General features: G+C 34.0%; 14 protein-coding genes. 7 read left to right on the forward strand and 7 right to left on the reverse strand.

What is annotated here, in order from left to right:
• Window positions 1-194 precede the first annotated feature (194 nt).
• Window positions 195-2174 (forward strand): glycoside hydrolase family 97 protein, encoded by a 1980-nt coding sequence (locus tag FJOH_RS25625; RefSeq protein ID WP_012026924.1) that lies wholly within the window; start codon window positions 195-197, stop codon window positions 2172-2174.
• 140 nt (window positions 2175-2314) lie between these two features.
• Here the strand turns inward: FJOH_RS25625 and mgrA are convergent, their stop codons facing one another.
• Window positions 2315-3271 carry an L-glyceraldehyde 3-phosphate reductase gene (gene mgrA / locus FJOH_RS25630; RefSeq protein WP_012026925.1) on the reverse strand — a complete coding sequence of 319 codons (957 nt, stop codon included), beginning with the start codon at window positions 3269-3271 and terminating at the stop codon, window positions 2315-2317.
• A gap of 171 nt (window positions 3272-3442) precedes the next feature.
• Between mgrA and FJOH_RS25635 the strand changes: the two genes are divergently transcribed.
• Together FJOH_RS25635 and FJOH_RS25640 are read left to right on the forward strand one after the other, a co-directional pair.
• A complete protein-coding gene (locus FJOH_RS25635; RefSeq protein WP_012026926.1) occupies window positions 3443-3673 on the forward strand; it encodes a DUF433 domain-containing protein in 231 nt (76 codons plus the stop codon).
• Window positions 3673-4008: a DUF5615 family PIN-like protein gene (locus FJOH_RS25640; protein WP_012026927.1), complete on the forward strand. Its 336-nt coding sequence runs from the start codon at window positions 3673-3675 to the stop codon at window positions 4006-4008. Before FJOH_RS25635 ends, FJOH_RS25640 begins: the two co-directional genes overlap by 1 nt.
• A gap of 238 nt (window positions 4009-4246) precedes the next feature.
• On the opposite strand, the gene bglX is transcribed toward FJOH_RS25640, so the two are convergent.
• From bglX to FJOH_RS25655, 3 genes are all read right to left on the reverse strand, one after another.
• Window positions 4247-6544 (reverse strand): beta-glucosidase BglX, encoded by a 2298-nt coding sequence (gene bglX, locus FJOH_RS25645; RefSeq protein WP_012026928.1) that lies wholly within the window; start codon window positions 6542-6544, stop codon window positions 4247-4249.
• 393 nt (window positions 6545-6937) lie between these two features.
• Complete coding sequence (locus tag FJOH_RS25650) at window positions 6938-8317, reverse strand: sialate O-acetylesterase (RefSeq protein ID WP_012026929.1); 1380 nt, start codon at window positions 8315-8317, stop codon at window positions 6938-6940.
• Complete coding sequence (locus FJOH_RS25655; protein ID WP_012026930.1) at window positions 8307-9407, reverse strand: SGNH/GDSL hydrolase family protein; 1101 nt, start codon at window positions 9405-9407, stop codon at window positions 8307-8309. Before FJOH_RS25655 ends, FJOH_RS25650 begins: the two co-directional genes overlap by 11 nt.
• Window positions 9408-9627: 220 nt before the next feature.
• On the opposite strand from FJOH_RS25655, the gene FJOH_RS25660 reads away from it, so the two are divergent.
• On the forward strand, window positions 9628-10137 hold the full coding sequence (locus FJOH_RS25660; RefSeq protein ID WP_012026931.1) for a C40 family peptidase: 510 nt from the start codon (window positions 9628-9630) through the stop codon (window positions 10135-10137).
• Between the two features lie 127 nt (window positions 10138-10264).
• Here FJOH_RS25660 and FJOH_RS25665 read toward each other — a convergent pair whose 3' ends face one another.
• Both FJOH_RS25665 and FJOH_RS25670 read right to left on the reverse strand, forming a co-directional pair.
• Window positions 10265-11836, reverse strand: coding sequence for a L,D-transpeptidase family protein (locus FJOH_RS25665; RefSeq protein WP_012026932.1), 1572 nt, complete (start codon window positions 11834-11836; stop codon window positions 10265-10267).
• A 145-nt stretch (window positions 11837-11981) separates the two neighbouring features.
• On the reverse strand, window positions 11982-12398 hold the full coding sequence (locus tag FJOH_RS25670) for a DUF1573 domain-containing protein (protein WP_012026933.1): 417 nt from the start codon (window positions 12396-12398) through the stop codon (window positions 11982-11984).
• A 163-nt stretch (window positions 12399-12561) separates the two neighbouring features.
• Here FJOH_RS25670 and FJOH_RS25675 point away from each other — a divergent pair, with 163 nt between their 5' ends.
• From FJOH_RS25675 to FJOH_RS25685, 3 genes are all read left to right on the forward strand, one after another.
• Entirely contained in the window at window positions 12562-13830 is a 1269-nt protein-coding gene (locus FJOH_RS25675) for a sensor histidine kinase (protein WP_012026934.1), read from the forward strand.
• Window positions 13827-14513, forward strand: coding sequence for a response regulator transcription factor (locus tag FJOH_RS25680; RefSeq protein WP_012026935.1), 687 nt, complete (start codon window positions 13827-13829; stop codon window positions 14511-14513). Before FJOH_RS25675 ends, FJOH_RS25680 begins: the two co-directional genes overlap by 4 nt.
• A gap of 87 nt (window positions 14514-14600) precedes the next feature.
• The gene (locus tag FJOH_RS25685; protein ID WP_012026936.1) at window positions 14601-15368 is read left to right on the forward strand and encodes an MBL fold metallo-hydrolase; all 768 of its coding nucleotides are present in this window, start codon (window positions 14601-14603) and stop codon (window positions 15366-15368) included.
• Here the strand turns inward: FJOH_RS25685 and FJOH_RS25690 are convergent.
• A complete protein-coding gene (locus FJOH_RS25690; protein WP_012026937.1) occupies window positions 15363-17579 on the reverse strand; it encodes a B12-binding domain-containing radical SAM protein in 2217 nt (738 codons plus the stop codon). The two genes, FJOH_RS25685 and FJOH_RS25690, sit on opposite strands and share 6 nt — an antisense overlap.
• Window positions 17580-17620: the final 41 nt, after the last annotated feature.

Raw genomic sequence — 17620 nt, forward strand, 5'->3', positions numbered from 1 at the left:
GATCAACCTAATAGAAGAGTTCCGTAGGAACGTAAAACATGATACTGCAAATAAAATGTACCGATCCTACGGATCTCTTTTATTGATGCATTTATAAATAACCGGATTGAAATCCGGTCCTAAAATATTAATCGAGCCTTAGGCTCTTTTCTAAACTGAACTTATATAACTTATATGGTTTAAAAAACATCCAGATGAAAAATGCAATTATTCTTTTTTGTTTATTATTTCTAAATCTTTCTTTTTCGCAGCAAAAAAAGAACTTTTCTGTTAGTTCTCCTAATGGAAAAATCGAAGTTACAGTTGCTGTGAGTGATAAAATTTCATGGACGATTTGGCATCAAAAAGATTTGATTTTGGCACCTTCTGAAATGTCGATGACTTTAGATGAAAATACCGTTTTAGGAAAAAATCCGGTTGTACTAAATACAAAAAAAGAAAGTGTAAATACTGAATTTGAAACACCTTTATACAAAAAGAAAACAGTTCAAAATAAATACAATCAGCTGGTTTTAAATTTTAAAAATGATTTTAGTATTGAATTTCGCGTTTTTGATGATGGCGCTGCTTATCGCTTTATTACCAAAAAGAAAAAGAATATTACTGTAAAATGGGAAAACGTTTCTTTAAATTTCGATCAGGATTACAATACTTTAATGCCGTATGTGCGTGATTTAAGAAACCCTAAAGATCAATTTATTTCTTCATTTGAATCGCATTACGAAAACAAAAAAATAAGCGGATTTTCTAAAGATACTCTGGCTTTTTCTCCTTTTTTAATTGATTATAAAAACCACAAAAAAGCCGTTTTTCTGGAAGCTGATTTAGAAGATTATCCAGGGCTTTTTGTAACCAATAATAAAAACAAAACAGGTTTTGAATCTCGTTTTTCTAAATATCCAACTCAAGAAACCAACGGCGGATTCAACTACCTCAACAAGTTAATTACCGAAAGAGCTGATTATTTAGTTAAAACCAAAGGAACGAGGACTTTTCCGTGGAGAGCGATTGTTATTTCTGAAAATGATACTGCTTTAGCCAATAATGATATGGTTCAGAAATTAGCCGAACCATCAAAAATAAAAGATATTTCGTGGATAAAACCCGGAAAGGTGGCTTGGGACTGGTGGAACGACTGGAATATTTACAACGTAGATTTTAAAGCTGGAATCAATACGCAGACTTATAAATACTATATTGATTTTGCTTCTAAAAACAAAGTTGAATATGTGGTTTTGGATGAAGGCTGGAGTGTTGAAACCGACATTATGAAACACAACCCAAATGTAGATTTGGAAGCTTTAATTGCTTACGCGAAAGAACGAAATGTTGGTATTATTTTGTGGGCTTCGTGGATGGCTTTGCATGAAAATATTGACGGCGTTTTTGACAATTATGCTAAATTGGGTGTAAAAGGTTTCAAAGTTGATTTCATTGATCGTGACGATGCCAAAATGGTAAATTCGGTTTATGAAATTGCTCAAAAAGCAGCCAATCACAAACTGATTATTGATTTTCACGGCATGTACAAGCCAACCGGAATTCAGCGAACGTATCCAAATATTTTAAATTTTGAAGGCGTAAAAGGTCTTGAAAATAATAAATGGACTCCAAATGATGATGTTCCATTATACGACACCACAATCCCGTTTATCAGAATGATGGCAGGTCCAATGGATTATACGCCGGGTGCAATGAGAAATGCGACAAAAAGCGAGTTCAAACCTAGTCACTCCAACCCAATGAGCCAGGGAACAAGATGTCACCAGCTGGCACTTTACACGATTTTTGAAGCTCCTTTGCAAATGATGGCCGACAGCCCGACTGCTTTTATGAAAGAGCAGGAAAGCACTGATTTTATTGCTAAAGTTCCAACGACTTTTGATGAAACTGCTGCTCTTGATGGAGAAGTTGGAAAATACATTTCAATTGCCAGAAGAAAAGGAAATACATGGTATTTAGGCGCAATAACAAATTGGGATTCCAGAGACATTACTATTGATTTTTCTTTTCTTGAAAAAGGGAAAAAATTCCAAGCAGAAATTTTCTCAGATGGTCTTAACGCAGACAAAGCAGCAACTGATTATAAAAAAGAAATCGTTACCGTTGATTCTACGACTAAACTAAAATATCGTTTAGCAAACGGCGGTGGATTAGCGATGATTATCAAATAAAATCCATTTCTATAAACAAACCCGACAGGTTTTAAAAACCTGTCGGGTTATAATATCTAAACATGACGTCGACGCACAGAGGCGCGTATCTACGATTATGTATTTTTACGAATTAACAATTTATAATTAACAATTCACCATTAAGATAATATCTTCTCAATTGCATTTAATTCATCTTGCGAAAATTCAGTATTTTGAAGACAATCAATATTATTGCACAATTGTTTTACAGAACTCGCTCCAATTAAAACAGAAGTAATTCGTTTATCTTTTTGCAACCAAGCCAAAGCCATTTGCGCCAAAGACTGGTTTCTATTTTGAGCAATTTCATTCAGCTGCATTAATTTCTGAATGCGTTCCTGTGTTACCTCATCTTCTTTCAAATGTCCGTTTGGATTATGTGCTCTTGAGTTTTCTGGAATTCCGTTTAAATATTTATCCGTTAAAAGTCCTTGTGCCAAAGGCGAAAACGCAATACAGCCCACTCCTTTTTCTTCCAAAACATCTAATAATCCGTTTTCAACCCAGCGCTCCAGCATTGAATATTTCGCCTGATGAATCAAACACGGCGTTCCTAATTGTTTTAAAACATCAACGGCAACTCTCGTTTGTTCGGCAGAATAATTACTAATTCCAACATACAAAGCTTTTCCGCTTCTAACTGCATGATCAAGTGCCATCATAGTTTCTTCAATCGGCGTTTCTGGATCTGGACGATGTGAGTAAAAAATATCAACATAATCAATACTCATTCGCTTTAAACTCTGATCTAAACTCGAAAGCAGATATTTTCGTGAACCCCAATCTCCATAAGGACCGTCCCACATCGTGTAACCTGCTTTAGTAGAAATCACGATTTCATCGCGCAGATTTCCCTGAAAGTTATGCCACAAGATTTTCCCAAAGTTTTCCTCAGCCGATCCTGGAACCGGCCCGTAATTATTCGCTAAATCAAAATGAGTAATTCCTTTATCAAAAGCTTCAATAGCGATACTTTCTGCATTTTCAAAATTATCAACCGAACCGAAGTTATGCCACAATCCTAAAGAAATCTCTGGAAGAAGCAATCCACTTTTCCCGCATCTGTTATATTTCATTGTTTTAATTTAAAAGTTGGAGTTTTAATAGATTTTAAAAATACAAAAATCTGCCGCAGATTTAGCCAATTTAGGAGATAAAAAAAATCTGCCGAATCTGCTAAATCTGCGAGAGAAAATTAGAAATCTAATTCATTTTTAATTTTGTAAATTTGTTTAAAATTTAAAATTATGAATAATAATTGGCAAAATTTAATTTCAATAAATCCAGATATCAGATTTGGTAAACCTACAATAACAGGAACTAGAATTTGTGTATCAGATATTCTTTCGTGGTTGTCTATAGGAATGTCTTTTGAAGAAATTATTGAAGACTTCCCAGAATTAAATAAAGAACACATTCTTGCTGCTTTAGCTTTTGCTGCCAATAGAGAGAATATTACAAAAATAATTGCGGCATAATGAAACTTCTTTTAGATGCCAATATATCTTGGAGAATAACCAAACTTATCGAGAATGATTTCTCAGGTTGTTTTCATTCTAAAGATATTCCCGTAAATCAACCTGCAAAAGATTTAGAAATTTGGGATTATGCTAGAAAAAACAGTTTTACTATTCTCACGCATGATGATGATTTTGAAAAATTATTACTTCTTAAAGGAGTTCCTCCAAAAGTAATTATTTTAAAAACCTTTAATAAAAACACAAAACAAATAGCTGAACTTTTAATTTCAAAAAAAGAAATCATTGAATCATTTGTATTAAATGATGAATTAATGATTTTAGAGATTTATTAAATTCAATCTCGCAAAGACGCTAAATCGCAAAGTTTATTTTTTTTATATTTAAGATTGAATTGCGTCCAGCTTTAGCTGGACGTGAAAATAGCAAATATCAAAAAAGGCTTTAGCCAAACTGTCGTTAGTTTGGCTAAAGCCTTTTTCTATTCAAATCTTAATTACCTTAGCTGAAGCTAGGGGCTATTCAAAAAAACTTTGAAACTTTGTCCCTTTGCCCCTTTTAACCTCAAAAAAACTATTCTTTTATCTCAAAACCACTTTGCAAACCTTTATCAGAGCTTCCTCCAACTATAATTTTAAAAGTTCCCGGTTCTACTAAATAAGTTCCTTCGTTATTATAAAAACCAAGTTCTTTATCCGTTAAAGTAAAAGTTACCGTTTTAGTTTCACCTTTTTTCAGGTTAACCAATTCGAAACCTTTTAGTTCTTTTATTGGACGAACGATACTTGCATATTCATCGTGAATATACAATTGCACCACTTCTTTTCCATCATAATTCCCTGAGTTGGTAACCTCAACGCTTACCTGAACCTTTTCTCCTTTTGCAAAAGATGTTTTATTTAGTTTCAGGTTTTTATAATCAAAAGTCGTGTAACTCAATCCAAAACCAAACGGAAACTGAGGCGTTTTCTCCACATCCATATAATGCGACCAAAAAACATTTTTATCACTGTCAATTGGTCTTCCTGTACTGTATTTGTTATAGTAAATTGGAACCTGACCTACATTTCTAGGAAACGACATTGGCAGTTTTCCGCTTGGGTTATAATCTCCGTATAAAACTTGTGCAACAGCATTTCCAGTCTGCGTTCCTAAATGCCAAGCTTCTACAATTGCCGGAACATTTTCTGCTGCCCACGGAATACTCAACGGACGACCATTATTTAAAACCAAAACCACGTTTGGATTTACTTTATAAATTTCTTCTAATAATTCTTGTTGCAAACCAGGCAGGTTTAAATCAGTACGGCTTCTTCCCTCACCGCTCTGGAAACCGTATTCACCTAAAACCATAACCACAACATCGGCATTTTTTGCTACTTTTTTAGCCGCTTCAAATCCGCTTTTGTCTGTTGTGTTAAAAACTGTTTCAGTTAAGAAAGTCGCTTTTTGTTTTAGTAAATCAACTCCTTTTTCAAAAGTCAGCTGATTGTCTTTATATTGCTGCATTCCTTCTAAAACCGAAACAGCAGTATCATCAGAAGCCGCAATTCTCCAGCTTCCCAACGGACTGTTTTTATCATTTGCCAAAGCACCAATCAAAGCGATTTTCTGCCCTGATTTCTTTAACGGAAGCAGATTATTTTCGTTCTTCAATAAAACGATAGATTTCTTTGCCATATCCAAAACGCCTTCGTTATTGACTTTACTTCCAACAACTTCTTTTTCGCGTTTTTCATCACAATATCGGTACGGGTCATCAAATAATCCCAATTCAAATTTCACACGCAAAATTCTGCGAACAGCATCATCAACCAAAGCTTCTTTTACTTTTCCAGATTTTACCAAATCAACCAGTTTTGCCACATATAAATACGATTCCATATCCATATCAGAACCTGCAATTACCGCTTTTGCCGTTGCATCAGCTTCGTCTTTTGCATAACCGTGTGCAATCATTTCGCGAATCGAAGCATAATCAGAAATTACAAAACCATCAAACTTCCATTTTCCTTTTAAAATATCTCTTTGCAAGAAAGCATTTCCCGTTGCAGGAACACCATTCAAAGTATTAAACGAATTCATAAACGTGCGAACTCCAGCTTCAACCGTCGCTTCAAAAGGAGGCAAAACTGAATTGTACAATTTAGAATTACTAATATCAACGATGTTGTATTCCAAACCAGCTTCAACATAACCATACGCTGCAAAGTGTTTCGCACAAGCCGCAATTGTATTTACTTTAGCCAAATCAGCAACAGTTTCTCCTTGAAAACCTTTTACCCTTGCGTAACCAACTTTACTTCCTAAATACGGATCTTCTCCCGCGCCTTCCATCACACGTCCCCAGCGCGCATCATTTGCCACATCTACATTTGGTCCAAATGTCCAGTTAATTCCAGATGCCGAAGCTTCATCTGCCGCAATTGCAGCCGACTTTTTAATTGCTTCTAAATCCCAACTTGCCGCTTCTGCTAACGGAATTGGACTTAACGTTTTATAACCATGTATTACATCAAAACCAATAATTAACGGAATTCCCAAACGCGTTTCTTCAACTGCAATCTTCTGCACGGCACGAACTTCTTTTACACCGCGAACTGTTAACATTGAACCGACTAATCCTTTTCTTAAATGTTCGTATTTTAATTCAGCTGTTCCGCCTTTTGGAGCTGGTCCCGTTACGTCCCAAAAACCGTTATATTGGTTCATCTGCCCCACTTTCTCCTCCAAAGTCATCAAAGGCAAAAGCAAATCAATTCTTTGCTCAATAGTTTTGTTTTTATCCAAATACGGCTTTTTTTGTGCATTCATATTTCCAACAGTAAACAGGGACAAAACCCCAATAATTATTATTTTTTTATTTTTCATGGTTAGTTAGTTTTTTTTAAGCTTCTAAGGTGCTGAGATACTAAGATTCTAAGGTTAACGTTTTGGGCGTGTCCCTCCGGGTCGGGCTATCCGTTTCAAGTCCTCGCACTTCCTTCGTCAGGCTGTGGGCTTTTCACTTCTATCCCTCACGCGAACGGTTTATTGAGAACTTTTTTGGCTTTCCACTTTCTACACACAATCTTGTCATCCTGAGCGGAGTCGAAGGACACACAACTAGCTCCACACAGAATGTCGCCAATCTTTGTCTAACTACTTATTGTGTCTCTCTTTGCGGGGCTTCGACTCCGCTCAGCCTGACAAAAGCAAACAAAAAACCTGCGCTAACCTGTTCAATCAGTAAAATCCGCGGGCAAAAAATCTAAAATCTACATTCTAAAATTCTGACGTAAAACAAGAAGCTGGCAGATTGGCTTTATTAAACAAATCTGGCTGAATTGTATTTCCCCAGGCAAACCTCACTTTTACCGGATTAAATACTTTTTTACTTGTCAAAATCACCTCGTTATTTTTAATTGAAGCTTCGGCTGGATAAAAAACTCCATCAGTTGCCGCAACTTCAAATTGATTTGAAATTTTGTTTTTAAAATATAATCCGTCAGCGTAATCAAAAGAGACTGTCACTTTATTTTTATTTGTTTTAATTTCTTTAAAAAGCGGTCCGTTAACCAAATTATGATTTGTTTTGTACGTTTCCGCCAAAGCCAGATCTGCCAGACGAATTCCAACCGACTTTTTGTTTTTTGGATGAATATCAATCGTATCTGAAATGTCAGAAGTCAAAACCATTCCTGTTTTTGGAACTTCTTTTAAAATTTTTCTTTGAGAATTTCTAACCGTTACGTTCGAGAAATTATTTGTTCCGTTTTTATAAGGTGCAATCTGAACAAAATAAAAAGGGAATTCATCATTCCAGGCTTTTCTCCATGAAGCAATCAAAGCTGAAAGCGTTTTATCGTAAACCAAAGAACCCACATTCGATTCGCCCTGATACCAGATTGTTCCTGCAATTTTAAATCCTGTTATTGGAGCAATCATAGCATTATAGGCACGTCCCGGCTGATGTGGTCCATATTCTTGTTCATTTAACTTCTTAGCATTTTCTAATAAAACTGGATCATTTTGAACGACTTCTTCCGGCATCCAGATTTCGGCTGGAGTTCCGCCCCAGTTTGAAGAAATCAATCCAATTGGAACATTTTTTAAATCTTCGCGCAAACGTTTGGCAAAAAAATAACCAACGGCACTGAAATACTTCATGGTTTCCGGAGTCGATTCGACCCAATTCCCCAATACATTATTCTGCGGAGTTACGGCAGTCGATTTTGAAACCGTAAAAAATCGAATATTCGAATTTGCGGCATTTTTTACTTCTTCATCGCCATTCTCGATTCCCCAGCTGGCCGACATTTCCATATTCGACTGTCCGGAACAAACCCAGACTTCTCCAATTAAAATATTTTTAAGTACAACTTCATTATATCCTTTAATCGAAATTGTATAAGGTCCGCCCGCCTCAGGAGTTTTAATAGTCAGTTCCCATTTCGCCTGATTATTGGCAACGGTTTTATATTCCTGATTGTTCCAGCCCGAAACTAGTTTAATTTCTTCTTTTGGATTTGCCCAGCCCCAGATTTTAACTTCAGAATTGCGCTGTAAAACCATATTATCTCCAAAAATATTAGGAAGCGTAATATTTGCCTTTACTGAAACACAAATCATTAAAAAGAAAACAAATAGTAGATTATTTTTCATTTAAAAGCTTTTTTAAAAATGGTCCATATTCATCTGCCAGAACTTTATGATCGGCAACATCTGGATGACCTGTACAGCCTTTTGGCGTCATAGGTTTAAATTTAAAAATCTGGATTGCTTTGTGGTTTTTATCTTCTGCAAAAGCATTTTTTACTTTTTTGAGGCACTCTTCAAAAACTACTCCTTTTTCGCCGTTAACCATTGGACTGTTTGTAATGACAATCTGCACATTTGGATTATGCTCGTACAGCATTTTTATAAAATTGATGTAATTTGAAACATATTTAGAAGCATTAAAAGGCAGACGTTCTTTTTTGCCGTCTCCGTCCGAAAAATCATTTGTTCCTAAAGCAATACTGATAATATCAGGCTGAAAAGCAAAATCGTATTTAGGTTTTGAAGAATCTTTGGTTAAATATAAATTCGGATAAGCGTCCGGCATTATGACTTCATCTTTGTTTTCATCATTCCAGTTTCTGTACATTCCAATTCCCGAAACTGAGCTCATTAAATATGCTGCTCCAATTGCTCTTGAAAGTGTTGGTCCATAAGCATAATAACCATTATGATGATCTAAATATTCACCTTTATCACAAGGAACATCAGACGGATCACTTGCGGCGCCGCAGGTAATAGAATCTCCAATGAATTCGATTTTCTTTTTCTTTTTAAAAGAAATTGCAGTCAGTTTTGCTGTTGTTCCGGTAAATAAAATACCACCGCTGTGCGCTTCAGTATTTTTATAAATTTCTAAACGATGTTCTTTTTTATTTGAAGTTACTTTTATTGGAAATGACTGTGCTGCCCCTTTTTCAATTCTGATTTTTCCAATATATTTTCCATCCAAAACCAACTGAACATAATTATGATGTTCATAAGAATCTACGCTTTGAAGTGAAATTGAACATTCGTTTCCTGTAAAATTAAAAGTTACAGAAGAAGCAGTTCCAATTAAAATGACGTTATCATTTTGAAGTTTATCTATTCGGCCTTCGTATAAAAAAGTTTTTGCTGAATTTTGAATTTGTGAGGTTGAAATAATTGAATTCAACAAAAACAAAATTAAAAGAGCTCTTTTTTTGAGAAACATAATTTATTTGTTAAAATATAAATGCAATTCACAAATATATTTCAAATACTGTTTCAAAAAAGATACTAAAACGTCAAAAAGCAATAAAAAAACACCACATAAACACATCATTTCATTTGTTAAAACTGTTAATTCTTACAATTAGTAACGAGGTATTCTTTTGATTTACAAAATTTAGAGTCTATCTTTATCGATTCAATATTTTCTTACTTACAAAAAAATGAGGTCATATCTTTTCACAGCTTTATTATCTATTACGCTATTTTCTTCTTTTACCGTAAAAAAGAGCGAAAAGCAGACTTTAATTGATAATCGAAAAATTCAAACCGAAATCAATAGAGATTCTATCATCGAATATGCTAAAAAGTATTTAGATACGCCTTATAAATATGCCAGCAGTGATCCTAAAAAAGGATTTGACTGTTCTGGTTTTGTGAGTTATGTTTTTAAAAATTTTGGCATGAATCTGCCAAGAAGTTCCGGCAGTTACAAAAACTTAGGAACTGCCTTAAAACCTGAAGATTTTAAAGTTGGAGATATTTTAGTTTTTTACGGATATAAAGACAGAACAGTTATAGGCCATTTGGGAATAATCTGTGAAGCTGACGGAATGCATTCTAAATTCATTCATGCTTCATCAGGAAAAGCACAAAAAGTAACTATTACCGCATTAGACACAGAACATTATACCAAACGTTTTTATAAATGTATTAATGTTTTACCTGAATAATTTTTCAGCCACAAATTAAACAGATTAACACAGAAATTTTATAATCTCTTAAATCCTTTAATCCGTGGCAGTAGACAATAAACTTTTTTTGAAAATTTGGAATTTCAAAATTGGAGTTTAAATCTTTTTATTCTTCTGTCAATAATTTAAGCAGACTTTCATCTCTTTGATAAATGTCTTTATAAAAATTTAAATTGCCTTCGCGGTCTACCCATGCAGTAAAATATCCTATATAAACTGGGAATTTTTTCTTTATAGTGTACCAGCTTTCTTTTCCTGCATGCATGGCTTTATCAATTCGGGCTTCCGTCCATTTTGGATCTTCTTTTAATATTTCAATTGCCAGTTCACGAGGTTTTGCTACACGCACGCATCCGTGGCTAAAGGCTCTGCTTTCTCTCTCAAACAAACTTTTTGACGGCGTATCGTGCAGATAAATATTGCTTGAATTTGGAAACAAAAATTTCACTAAACCAAGTGAATTATTTTTCCCTGGAAGCTGACGAACGGCGCCATTGTTCCATTCAAGGTTTTTCTGAGCCAGATAGTTTTTATTTTTAGCCATTCCGGGTTTTATCTCTTTAGCAATAATACTTGGAGGCACATTCCAGTACGGACTGAAAACAATATTACTCATTGTTCCGCTGAAAATAACCGTTTTGGTCATCGCTTTTCCAACCACAACCGGAGAAGTAAATGCAATTTGTCTGTCGCGGATAAGATATAATTTAAATTCAGGAATATTTACTTCGATATACTGCTGTCCTTTTTCAAGTTTAGGATCAATCCATCGGCAGCGTTCCATATTTACAATAATGGTTTTAATACGGTCTGAAACCGGAATATTCAAATCGGTAATATGTTCTGGAAGAATCGTATTTTTTGGTGCAAAACCATGATGCAGTTCATAACTTTTTAATCCTTTTATTAAAGTAGAATCGCAGACTGCACTTTTATTGTCTTCTTTAATATCCTGAGTAATAAAAAGTCTTTCTCTTATTTGAGAAACAATTGGAGATGAATCTCCAAGTTTTAAACTCTTATAAGCATCATCAATTTCTATGGTTTTCCAGCCTCCATTTTTTTCTATTTCTCTATAACGTTTAAGAGCATCGCGCAGTTTGTAATACTGGCTGAACATTTTACTTTTCTTATCGTCGTTTATAGTCGATTTTTCAAAAATAGAATCTGAGAAAACCTGATAATTTAGTTTTTTTCTTGGCAGAAGCCATTCTAATGAAATCGAAGTTTTTTCATCAAATCCCCTGTATACTTTTTCGGCATAGTAGAAATACAAATTTGTAATCATTAAATCTGTATTCACTTTTGAAAGTTTATTATCAGCATTTCCTTCAAAAACAGCATTGATTTCTTTGTACGGAAAATTTGCTTTTAACCCTTCGTTTTCTAATCCTTTGTATTTATTAAACAAAGTATTTCCAAACTCCACTACACCTTTATTATCAAGCCATAATTGTGTGGCGTTTTTCTTTTTATATAAGGATTTAACCTGCTCTTCAAAATTTTTCAATTTCGGGTAAGTCTCATAAAAACTTGCAATAGCCGTTGTATCTATCGTAAGCCTGAGTTCAGGGACAACTGCTTTTTCTTTCTTTTGATTTTCTTCTTTTTTATCTCCTTTACAGGAAACTGCTAAAAACAGAAACACAAAAGCGATAAATGAACACCAAATTTTCATACTATTTTTTTTGATAAAAGTAGAAAAGTTTTGATAAAAACAAAGCTCCTCAAAAAATAAAAAAACATTAAATTAAGACAAAAAAAGCTCCAAATACATTACATATTTGGAGCTGCCACGATATAACCAACCTATTTAAAATTTTTTAGATAACTGTACCTTTTAGAGTAAGGATTTTTGGAGCAGTTTCGGCACTAGTTGTTACTGTAACTGTTTTTGTAAAAGCACCTTTGTTTGCTGCATTGTAAGTTGCTGTAACCTTTGCAGATTTTCCAGGTAAAATTGGTTCTTTGATGTAATCTGTTGCTGTACAACCGCATGAACCCTGAACTTGTGTAATTACTACAGAAGTTTTTCCTGTATTTTTAAATTCATAAACAATCGCTTTTGGAGTTCCCTGCGGAATTTGTCCAACATCAATTGTTTCGGCTTTCCAAACAATTGTTGAAGCTGTTGTTCCTTCAATTTCTTTTTCATTTACAATTGACTGCACCGGAGCAATTGCCGAAAAAGACATTAGCCCTAAAGCCAAAGCAAGCATTGAGATTTTGATGATTTTCATAGTTAAATATATTAAATGGTTTAAAGTTCGATTTCATATTTCAAAGGTAATTCAGACAAAATCGAATCGCTGTTAACCGCTTTCAAATGTTTGTTAACGACTTGTTAATCGCTTTTTTTAAGTATATTTTTGATTAATATTACACTTTCTAAAGTCTGTTTTCTTGAAAATAAATAAACTCAATAGTATTATAGTTCTAGGACTTGTCGCCATAATAAGTATTTTGGTGGCACAATTGCTTTGGACTAAAGAAGCTTTTACAATTGAACAAAAAAAGCTGAGTCAAAAAGCACATATTGCACTTCTGGAAGTTGCAAAAAAATTATATGAAGGAACCAATCATGAACTTCCGGCACAAAATCCTGTGCAAAAAATTGCCAACGATTATTATATAGTAAATGTCGACAATGAGTTTGAGCCTGATATTCTAGAATTTTATCTCCTGACTGAATTCAAAAAAATGAATATCACGACAGATTTTGAATACGCTATGTACAATTGCCAGAGCGACGAAATGATTTATGGTGATTACATTTCTTTATCGCACAAAAAAAAATCTGAGTGTAAAAAAACTGTCTATTTTCCTAAACATAAAAATCTGGTTTATTATTTCGCAGTGCGTTTTCCTAACGAAACCACTTATTTATTCAGTTCAATGCGGTTTTGGTTTATCCTTTCGATTGCTTTAATCTTGATTTTGTTGATTTACGTTTATTCGATTTTTACTCTTTTACAGCAAAAAAAATATTCAGAATTACAGCGTGATTTTATCAATAATATGACGCATGAGTTTAAAACTCCTTTGTCTTCTATTTTAATTGCTTCAAAATATTTAAGCGAACAAAGCCCGATTAAAGATGATAAGAAACTGTACACTTATACAGAAATCATTATTAATCAAAGCCACAAACTAAATCATCATGTAGAAAAAATTCTAAACGTTGCCAAATCAGATCATACTCCGTTAGAATTAAAAAAAGAAAGTGTTATAATTGTTCCGATAATCGAAGAAGCTATCGAAAATATCCAGTTAAAATGCCCTGAAGCCGTTATTCAAATTGAAAGTTCATCAAAAGAATATATATTAGAAACTGATGTTTTTCATTTTGCTAATTTGATTTACAACCTTTTAGATAATGCGATAAAATACTGCAATAAAAAACCTGAGATTACGATTAGAATTTCAGAAGAAAATTCGACTTTAAAATTAGAATTTATTGATAATGGAATTGGTATTTCTTCTAAAAAAATATCCTTTATATTTGATAAATTTTATCGCGTTCAAAACGAAAAGAGTAATGAAGTAAATGGTTTTGGACTTGGATTATACTATGTTAAAGAAATCTGCAGCCTGCAGAACTGGAAAATAAAAGCTGAAAATAATTCTGAAAACGGAGTTACTATAACTTTGTTAATTCCTTATAAAAAATGAAAAACTTCAAAATACTTTACACAGAAGACGATGAAACTCTGGCATTTTTAACCAAAGATAATCTGGAACAGAATAATTATGAAGTTATTCACTGCACCAATGGAAAATCTGGTTTGGAAACATTTAAAAATGAAGATTTTGATATTTGCATTTTTGACATTATGATGCCAAAAATGGACGGTTTTGAACTGGCCGAAGAAGTAAGAAAAATTGATAATGATGTGCCTATTATTTTTCTTTCGGCTAAAACTTTAAAAGAGGACCGCATAAAAGGACTTCGTCTTGGCGCCGATGATTATTTAGTAAAGCCTTTCAGCATTGAAGAATTAATTTTAAAGATTGAAGTTTTCCTGAAACGTTCACAGAAAAACAATAAAGTAGAAAAATCTGTATATGAAATTGGGAAATATCAATTTGATACCAAAAATTTTATTCTTTTTAATGAAGAAGAAAAAGTGGGCCTTACACAACGCGAAGCCGAATTGCTGAAACTTTTTATAGACAATAAAAATCTGGTTTTAAAAAGAGAACAAATCTTAACTGCACTTTGGGGTACAGATGATTATTTTATGGGAAGAAGCCTTGATGTTTTTATTTCGCGTCTGCGCAAAATTTTAGCCAATGAAAAAGGTATTTCGATTGAAAACCTCCACGGAATTGGGTTTCGCTTTTCTATTGAATAAATAATAACAATTCTGTTAAAAATAAAGAAAAATCTGTAAAACAATTTTCAAAAAACTTTGTATTTTTAAGTTCTAATTTTCCCAGATATGAAAATACATCATTTGCGAAATGCCACATTGGTTATTGAAACAGAAGAGCATGTTATTCTGGTTGATCCAATGTTAGGAAAAAGAAAAACAATTGCACCTTTCACAATTTTTCGTTACAAACCTAAGAGGAATCCGCTGGTAGCTTTGCCAAAAAACAGCAGAGAAATTTTGAGCAGAGTAACTCACTGCCTGATAACACATTTACACCCAGATCATATTGATAAGGCGGGCGAAGTATTTTTGCGAAGAAAAAGTATTCCGGTTATCTGCAGTGCAAAAGATGAAAAATCTCTTTCATTAAGAGGTCTAAATATTATGCAGACTTTAAATTACTGGGAACCTCAGCCTTTTTTAGGAGGAAGAATTATTGGTATTCCTGCCCTTCACGGCTACGGTTTTATAGCAAAATTAATGGGAAATGTAATGGGTTTTTACGTTGAGCTTACCAACGAAAAGTCAATTTATATAAGTTCAGACACTATTTTTACTGATGATGTACAAAAAGTATTGATAGAATTAAAACCAGACATTGCAACCGTTGCCTGCGGTACTGCCAGATTAGACATTGGCCAGCCATTGTTAATGCGTATGAATGATATTTTGAAATTTGCAACTCTCGCACCCGGAAAGGTTTTTGCAAATCACCTGGAAGCTCTAAATCACTGTCCTACAACCCGAGAAGAATTGAGAAGAGCTTTGACAGAAAATAATCTTTTATATAAAACTGCAATTCCAAGTGACGGAACCAGCGTTGAATATTTATAAAACAAGGAGTCCAAATTCTCGCAGTGTATTTACAGGTTTAGAATACCAAAACAATTCAAAATCGTCCAGCGAAGTTTCAAAATCATTTTTCACTTCCTGAAAAGTGTAGTTTTTTGTGTTAGAAATTGAAATTTTAGATAAAATCGATGTCAGCCATTCGCCTTCTTCTTTGCTGGTTTGAACAGTAAAACTTTCTTTTTTATCATGAAAAGTCAGGGACATCATTTCCCAGCTTCTTCCTTTTTTCGATTTTGTAAAAAGCTCTGCAAAAGGTTTTCCGCCAAGCCAGACTACTTTTGCATTTGGTTTGGTATTAAAATCATTTTGTTCTTCGAGTGCATTAAAAATAAAATCAGGATGGATTTTAGTTTTTGGAATTTTAAAGTCGAACCAATCTTGTAATTCATAGTCAAAACAAATTCCGTGCATGAAATTAAAAAGCGATTTCTTTAATCCAAAACTAAATTTATCATGATTGATTCCTGTTGAATCTGTATATTCAATATCATTATTGGCAAAAGTGCCTATTAGTTCTGTTTTTTTGGTCACACCAAATTGTTCCGGATACAAACCAACCGGACTATGAGCCGTTAATGCAAACTGATGCCAAAATCCAGACTGCAAAACTCCCGCCTCAAATAACTGACGAACCATTTCAAGACTGTCAATTGTTTCCTGAATGGTTTGTGTTGGATACCCGTACATTAAATACGCATGAACCATAATTCCGGCTTCGGTAAAGTTTCTTGTTACTTTTGCGACTTGTTCTACCGTTACACCTTTATCAATTAATTTCAATAATCGGTCTGAAGCAACTTCTAAACCACCTGAAACGGCAATACAGCCAGAAGCTTTCAGCAACAAACATAAATCTTTTGAAAAGCTTTTTTCGAAACGAATGTTCGTCCACCAAGTTACGGCCAGTTTCCTTTTTAGAATTTCCAGCGCCAAAGCACGCATCAATGCCGGCGGTGCCGCTTCATCAACAAAATGAAATCCGTTTTGTCCTGTCTGTTCTATTAATTCTTCCATTCGATCGCAAAGCAGACTTGCCGCAACTGGCTCGTAAACTTTTATATAATCTAAGGAAATATCACAGAAAGTACATTTTCCCCAATAACAGCCGTGCGCCATCGTAAGTTTATTCCAACGCCCGTCACTCCACATTCTATGCATCGGATTTACAATTTCAATAACCGAAATGTATTTATCCAAAGGCAGATCAGAGTAATCTGGAGTTCCAACCTGAGATTGTTTGTAATCGTGTTTTAAAGAATTATTTTTATAAACTACTTCTCCATTTTCTAAAAGAAAAGTTCTTTTATAACGCTTCTCTTCCTTGGACTCCGCTCGTGATGACAAATTATCAACAAGTTCTTCAATTGGAACTTCGCCATCATCTAAAGTAATAAAATCGAAAAATTCAAAAACACGTTTGTCTGAAAGTGAACGCAGTTCAGTATTTGGAAAACCGCCTCCCATTGAAATTTTAACTTCGGGATGATTTTGTTTTACCCATTGTGCAGATCGGAAAGCGCTGTATAAATTCCCCGGAAAAGGAACAGAAATTAAGAAAAAAGTTGGTTGTACTTCTTCGATTTTCTTTTTCAAAATAGAAATTAAAATCGAATCAATATAAGTTGGTTCTTTTTGAAGCTCGTTATACAATTCATCAAACGAATTGGCACTTCGTCCTAAACGTTCGGCATATCGGCTGAAGCCAAAATTTTCGTCGACACATTCTACAATAAAATCCGAAATATCTTCGAGATATAATGTCGCAAGGTGTTTTGCTTTATCCTGAGTTCCCATTGTTCCAAAAGCCCAATCGAGTTCTTCCAGCTGTGCAAAACGAGAAGCTTCCGGCAGGAAATCTTCCTGACAAATCTGTAAAGCCAAAGTTGGGTTTTTTCCCTGCAGAAACTGAATTACAGAATCGATTGTTTTGATGTATTCGTCTTGTAAAGCAAAAATTCTTTTAGAATTATCTGAAATTTCAGCGTTCAAAACTTCAAACTTGAAACCTGAAACCTGAAACAAATCATAAAGTCCTTTTTTCGAAAACAATTCTAAAATAACATCAATACCCAAATCTGCCTGAACCGATTCGATATTTTTAGTATTCAGGAAACCTTTTATATACGCCGTTGCCGGATACGGAGTATTCAGTTGTGTAAATGGAGGCGTAATTACAAAAAGTTTCGTTTTCAAAGGAATTTATTTTTTGCAAAAATACGAGTTCTTTAGAGACT

Origin of the sequence: Flavobacterium johnsoniae UW101 (assembly GCF_000016645.1) — a bacterium.
In the GTDB taxonomy this organism is placed as follows: domain Bacteria; phylum Bacteroidota; class Bacteroidia; order Flavobacteriales; family Flavobacteriaceae; genus Flavobacterium; species Flavobacterium johnsoniae.

Coding starts and splice junctions, on each gene's coding strand:
- FJOH_RS25625 (WP_012026924.1), top strand. CDS start 195: ATGAAAAATGCAATTATTCTTTTTTGTTTATTATTTCTAAATCTTTCT.
- mgrA (WP_012026925.1), bottom strand. CDS start 3,271: ATGAAATATAACAGATGCGGGAAAAGTGGATTGCTTCTTCCAGAGATT.
- FJOH_RS25635 (WP_012026926.1), top strand. CDS start 3,443: ATGAATAATAATTGGCAAAATTTAATTTCAATAAATCCAGATATCAGA.
- FJOH_RS25640 (WP_012026927.1), top strand. CDS start 3,673: ATGAAACTTCTTTTAGATGCCAATATATCTTGGAGAATAACCAAACTT.
- bglX (WP_012026928.1), bottom strand. CDS start 6,544: ATGAAAAATAAAAAAATAATAATTATTGGGGTTTTGTCCCTGTTTACT.
- FJOH_RS25650 (WP_012026929.1), bottom strand. CDS start 8,317: ATGAAAAATAATCTACTATTTGTTTTCTTTTTAATGATTTGTGTTTCA.
- FJOH_RS25655 (WP_012026930.1), bottom strand. CDS start 9,407: ATGTTTCTCAAAAAAAGAGCTCTTTTAATTTTGTTTTTGTTGAATTCA.
- FJOH_RS25660 (WP_012026931.1), top strand. CDS start 9,628: ATGAGGTCATATCTTTTCACAGCTTTATTATCTATTACGCTATTTTCT.
- FJOH_RS25665 (WP_012026932.1), bottom strand. CDS start 11,836: ATGAAAATTTGGTGTTCATTTATCGCTTTTGTGTTTCTGTTTTTAGCA.
- FJOH_RS25670 (WP_012026933.1), bottom strand. CDS start 12,398: ATGAAAATCATCAAAATCTCAATGCTTGCTTTGGCTTTAGGGCTAATG.
- FJOH_RS25680 (WP_012026935.1), top strand. CDS start 13,827: ATGAAAAACTTCAAAATACTTTACACAGAAGACGATGAAACTCTGGCA.
- FJOH_RS25685 (WP_012026936.1), top strand. CDS start 14,601: ATGAAAATACATCATTTGCGAAATGCCACATTGGTTATTGAAACAGAA.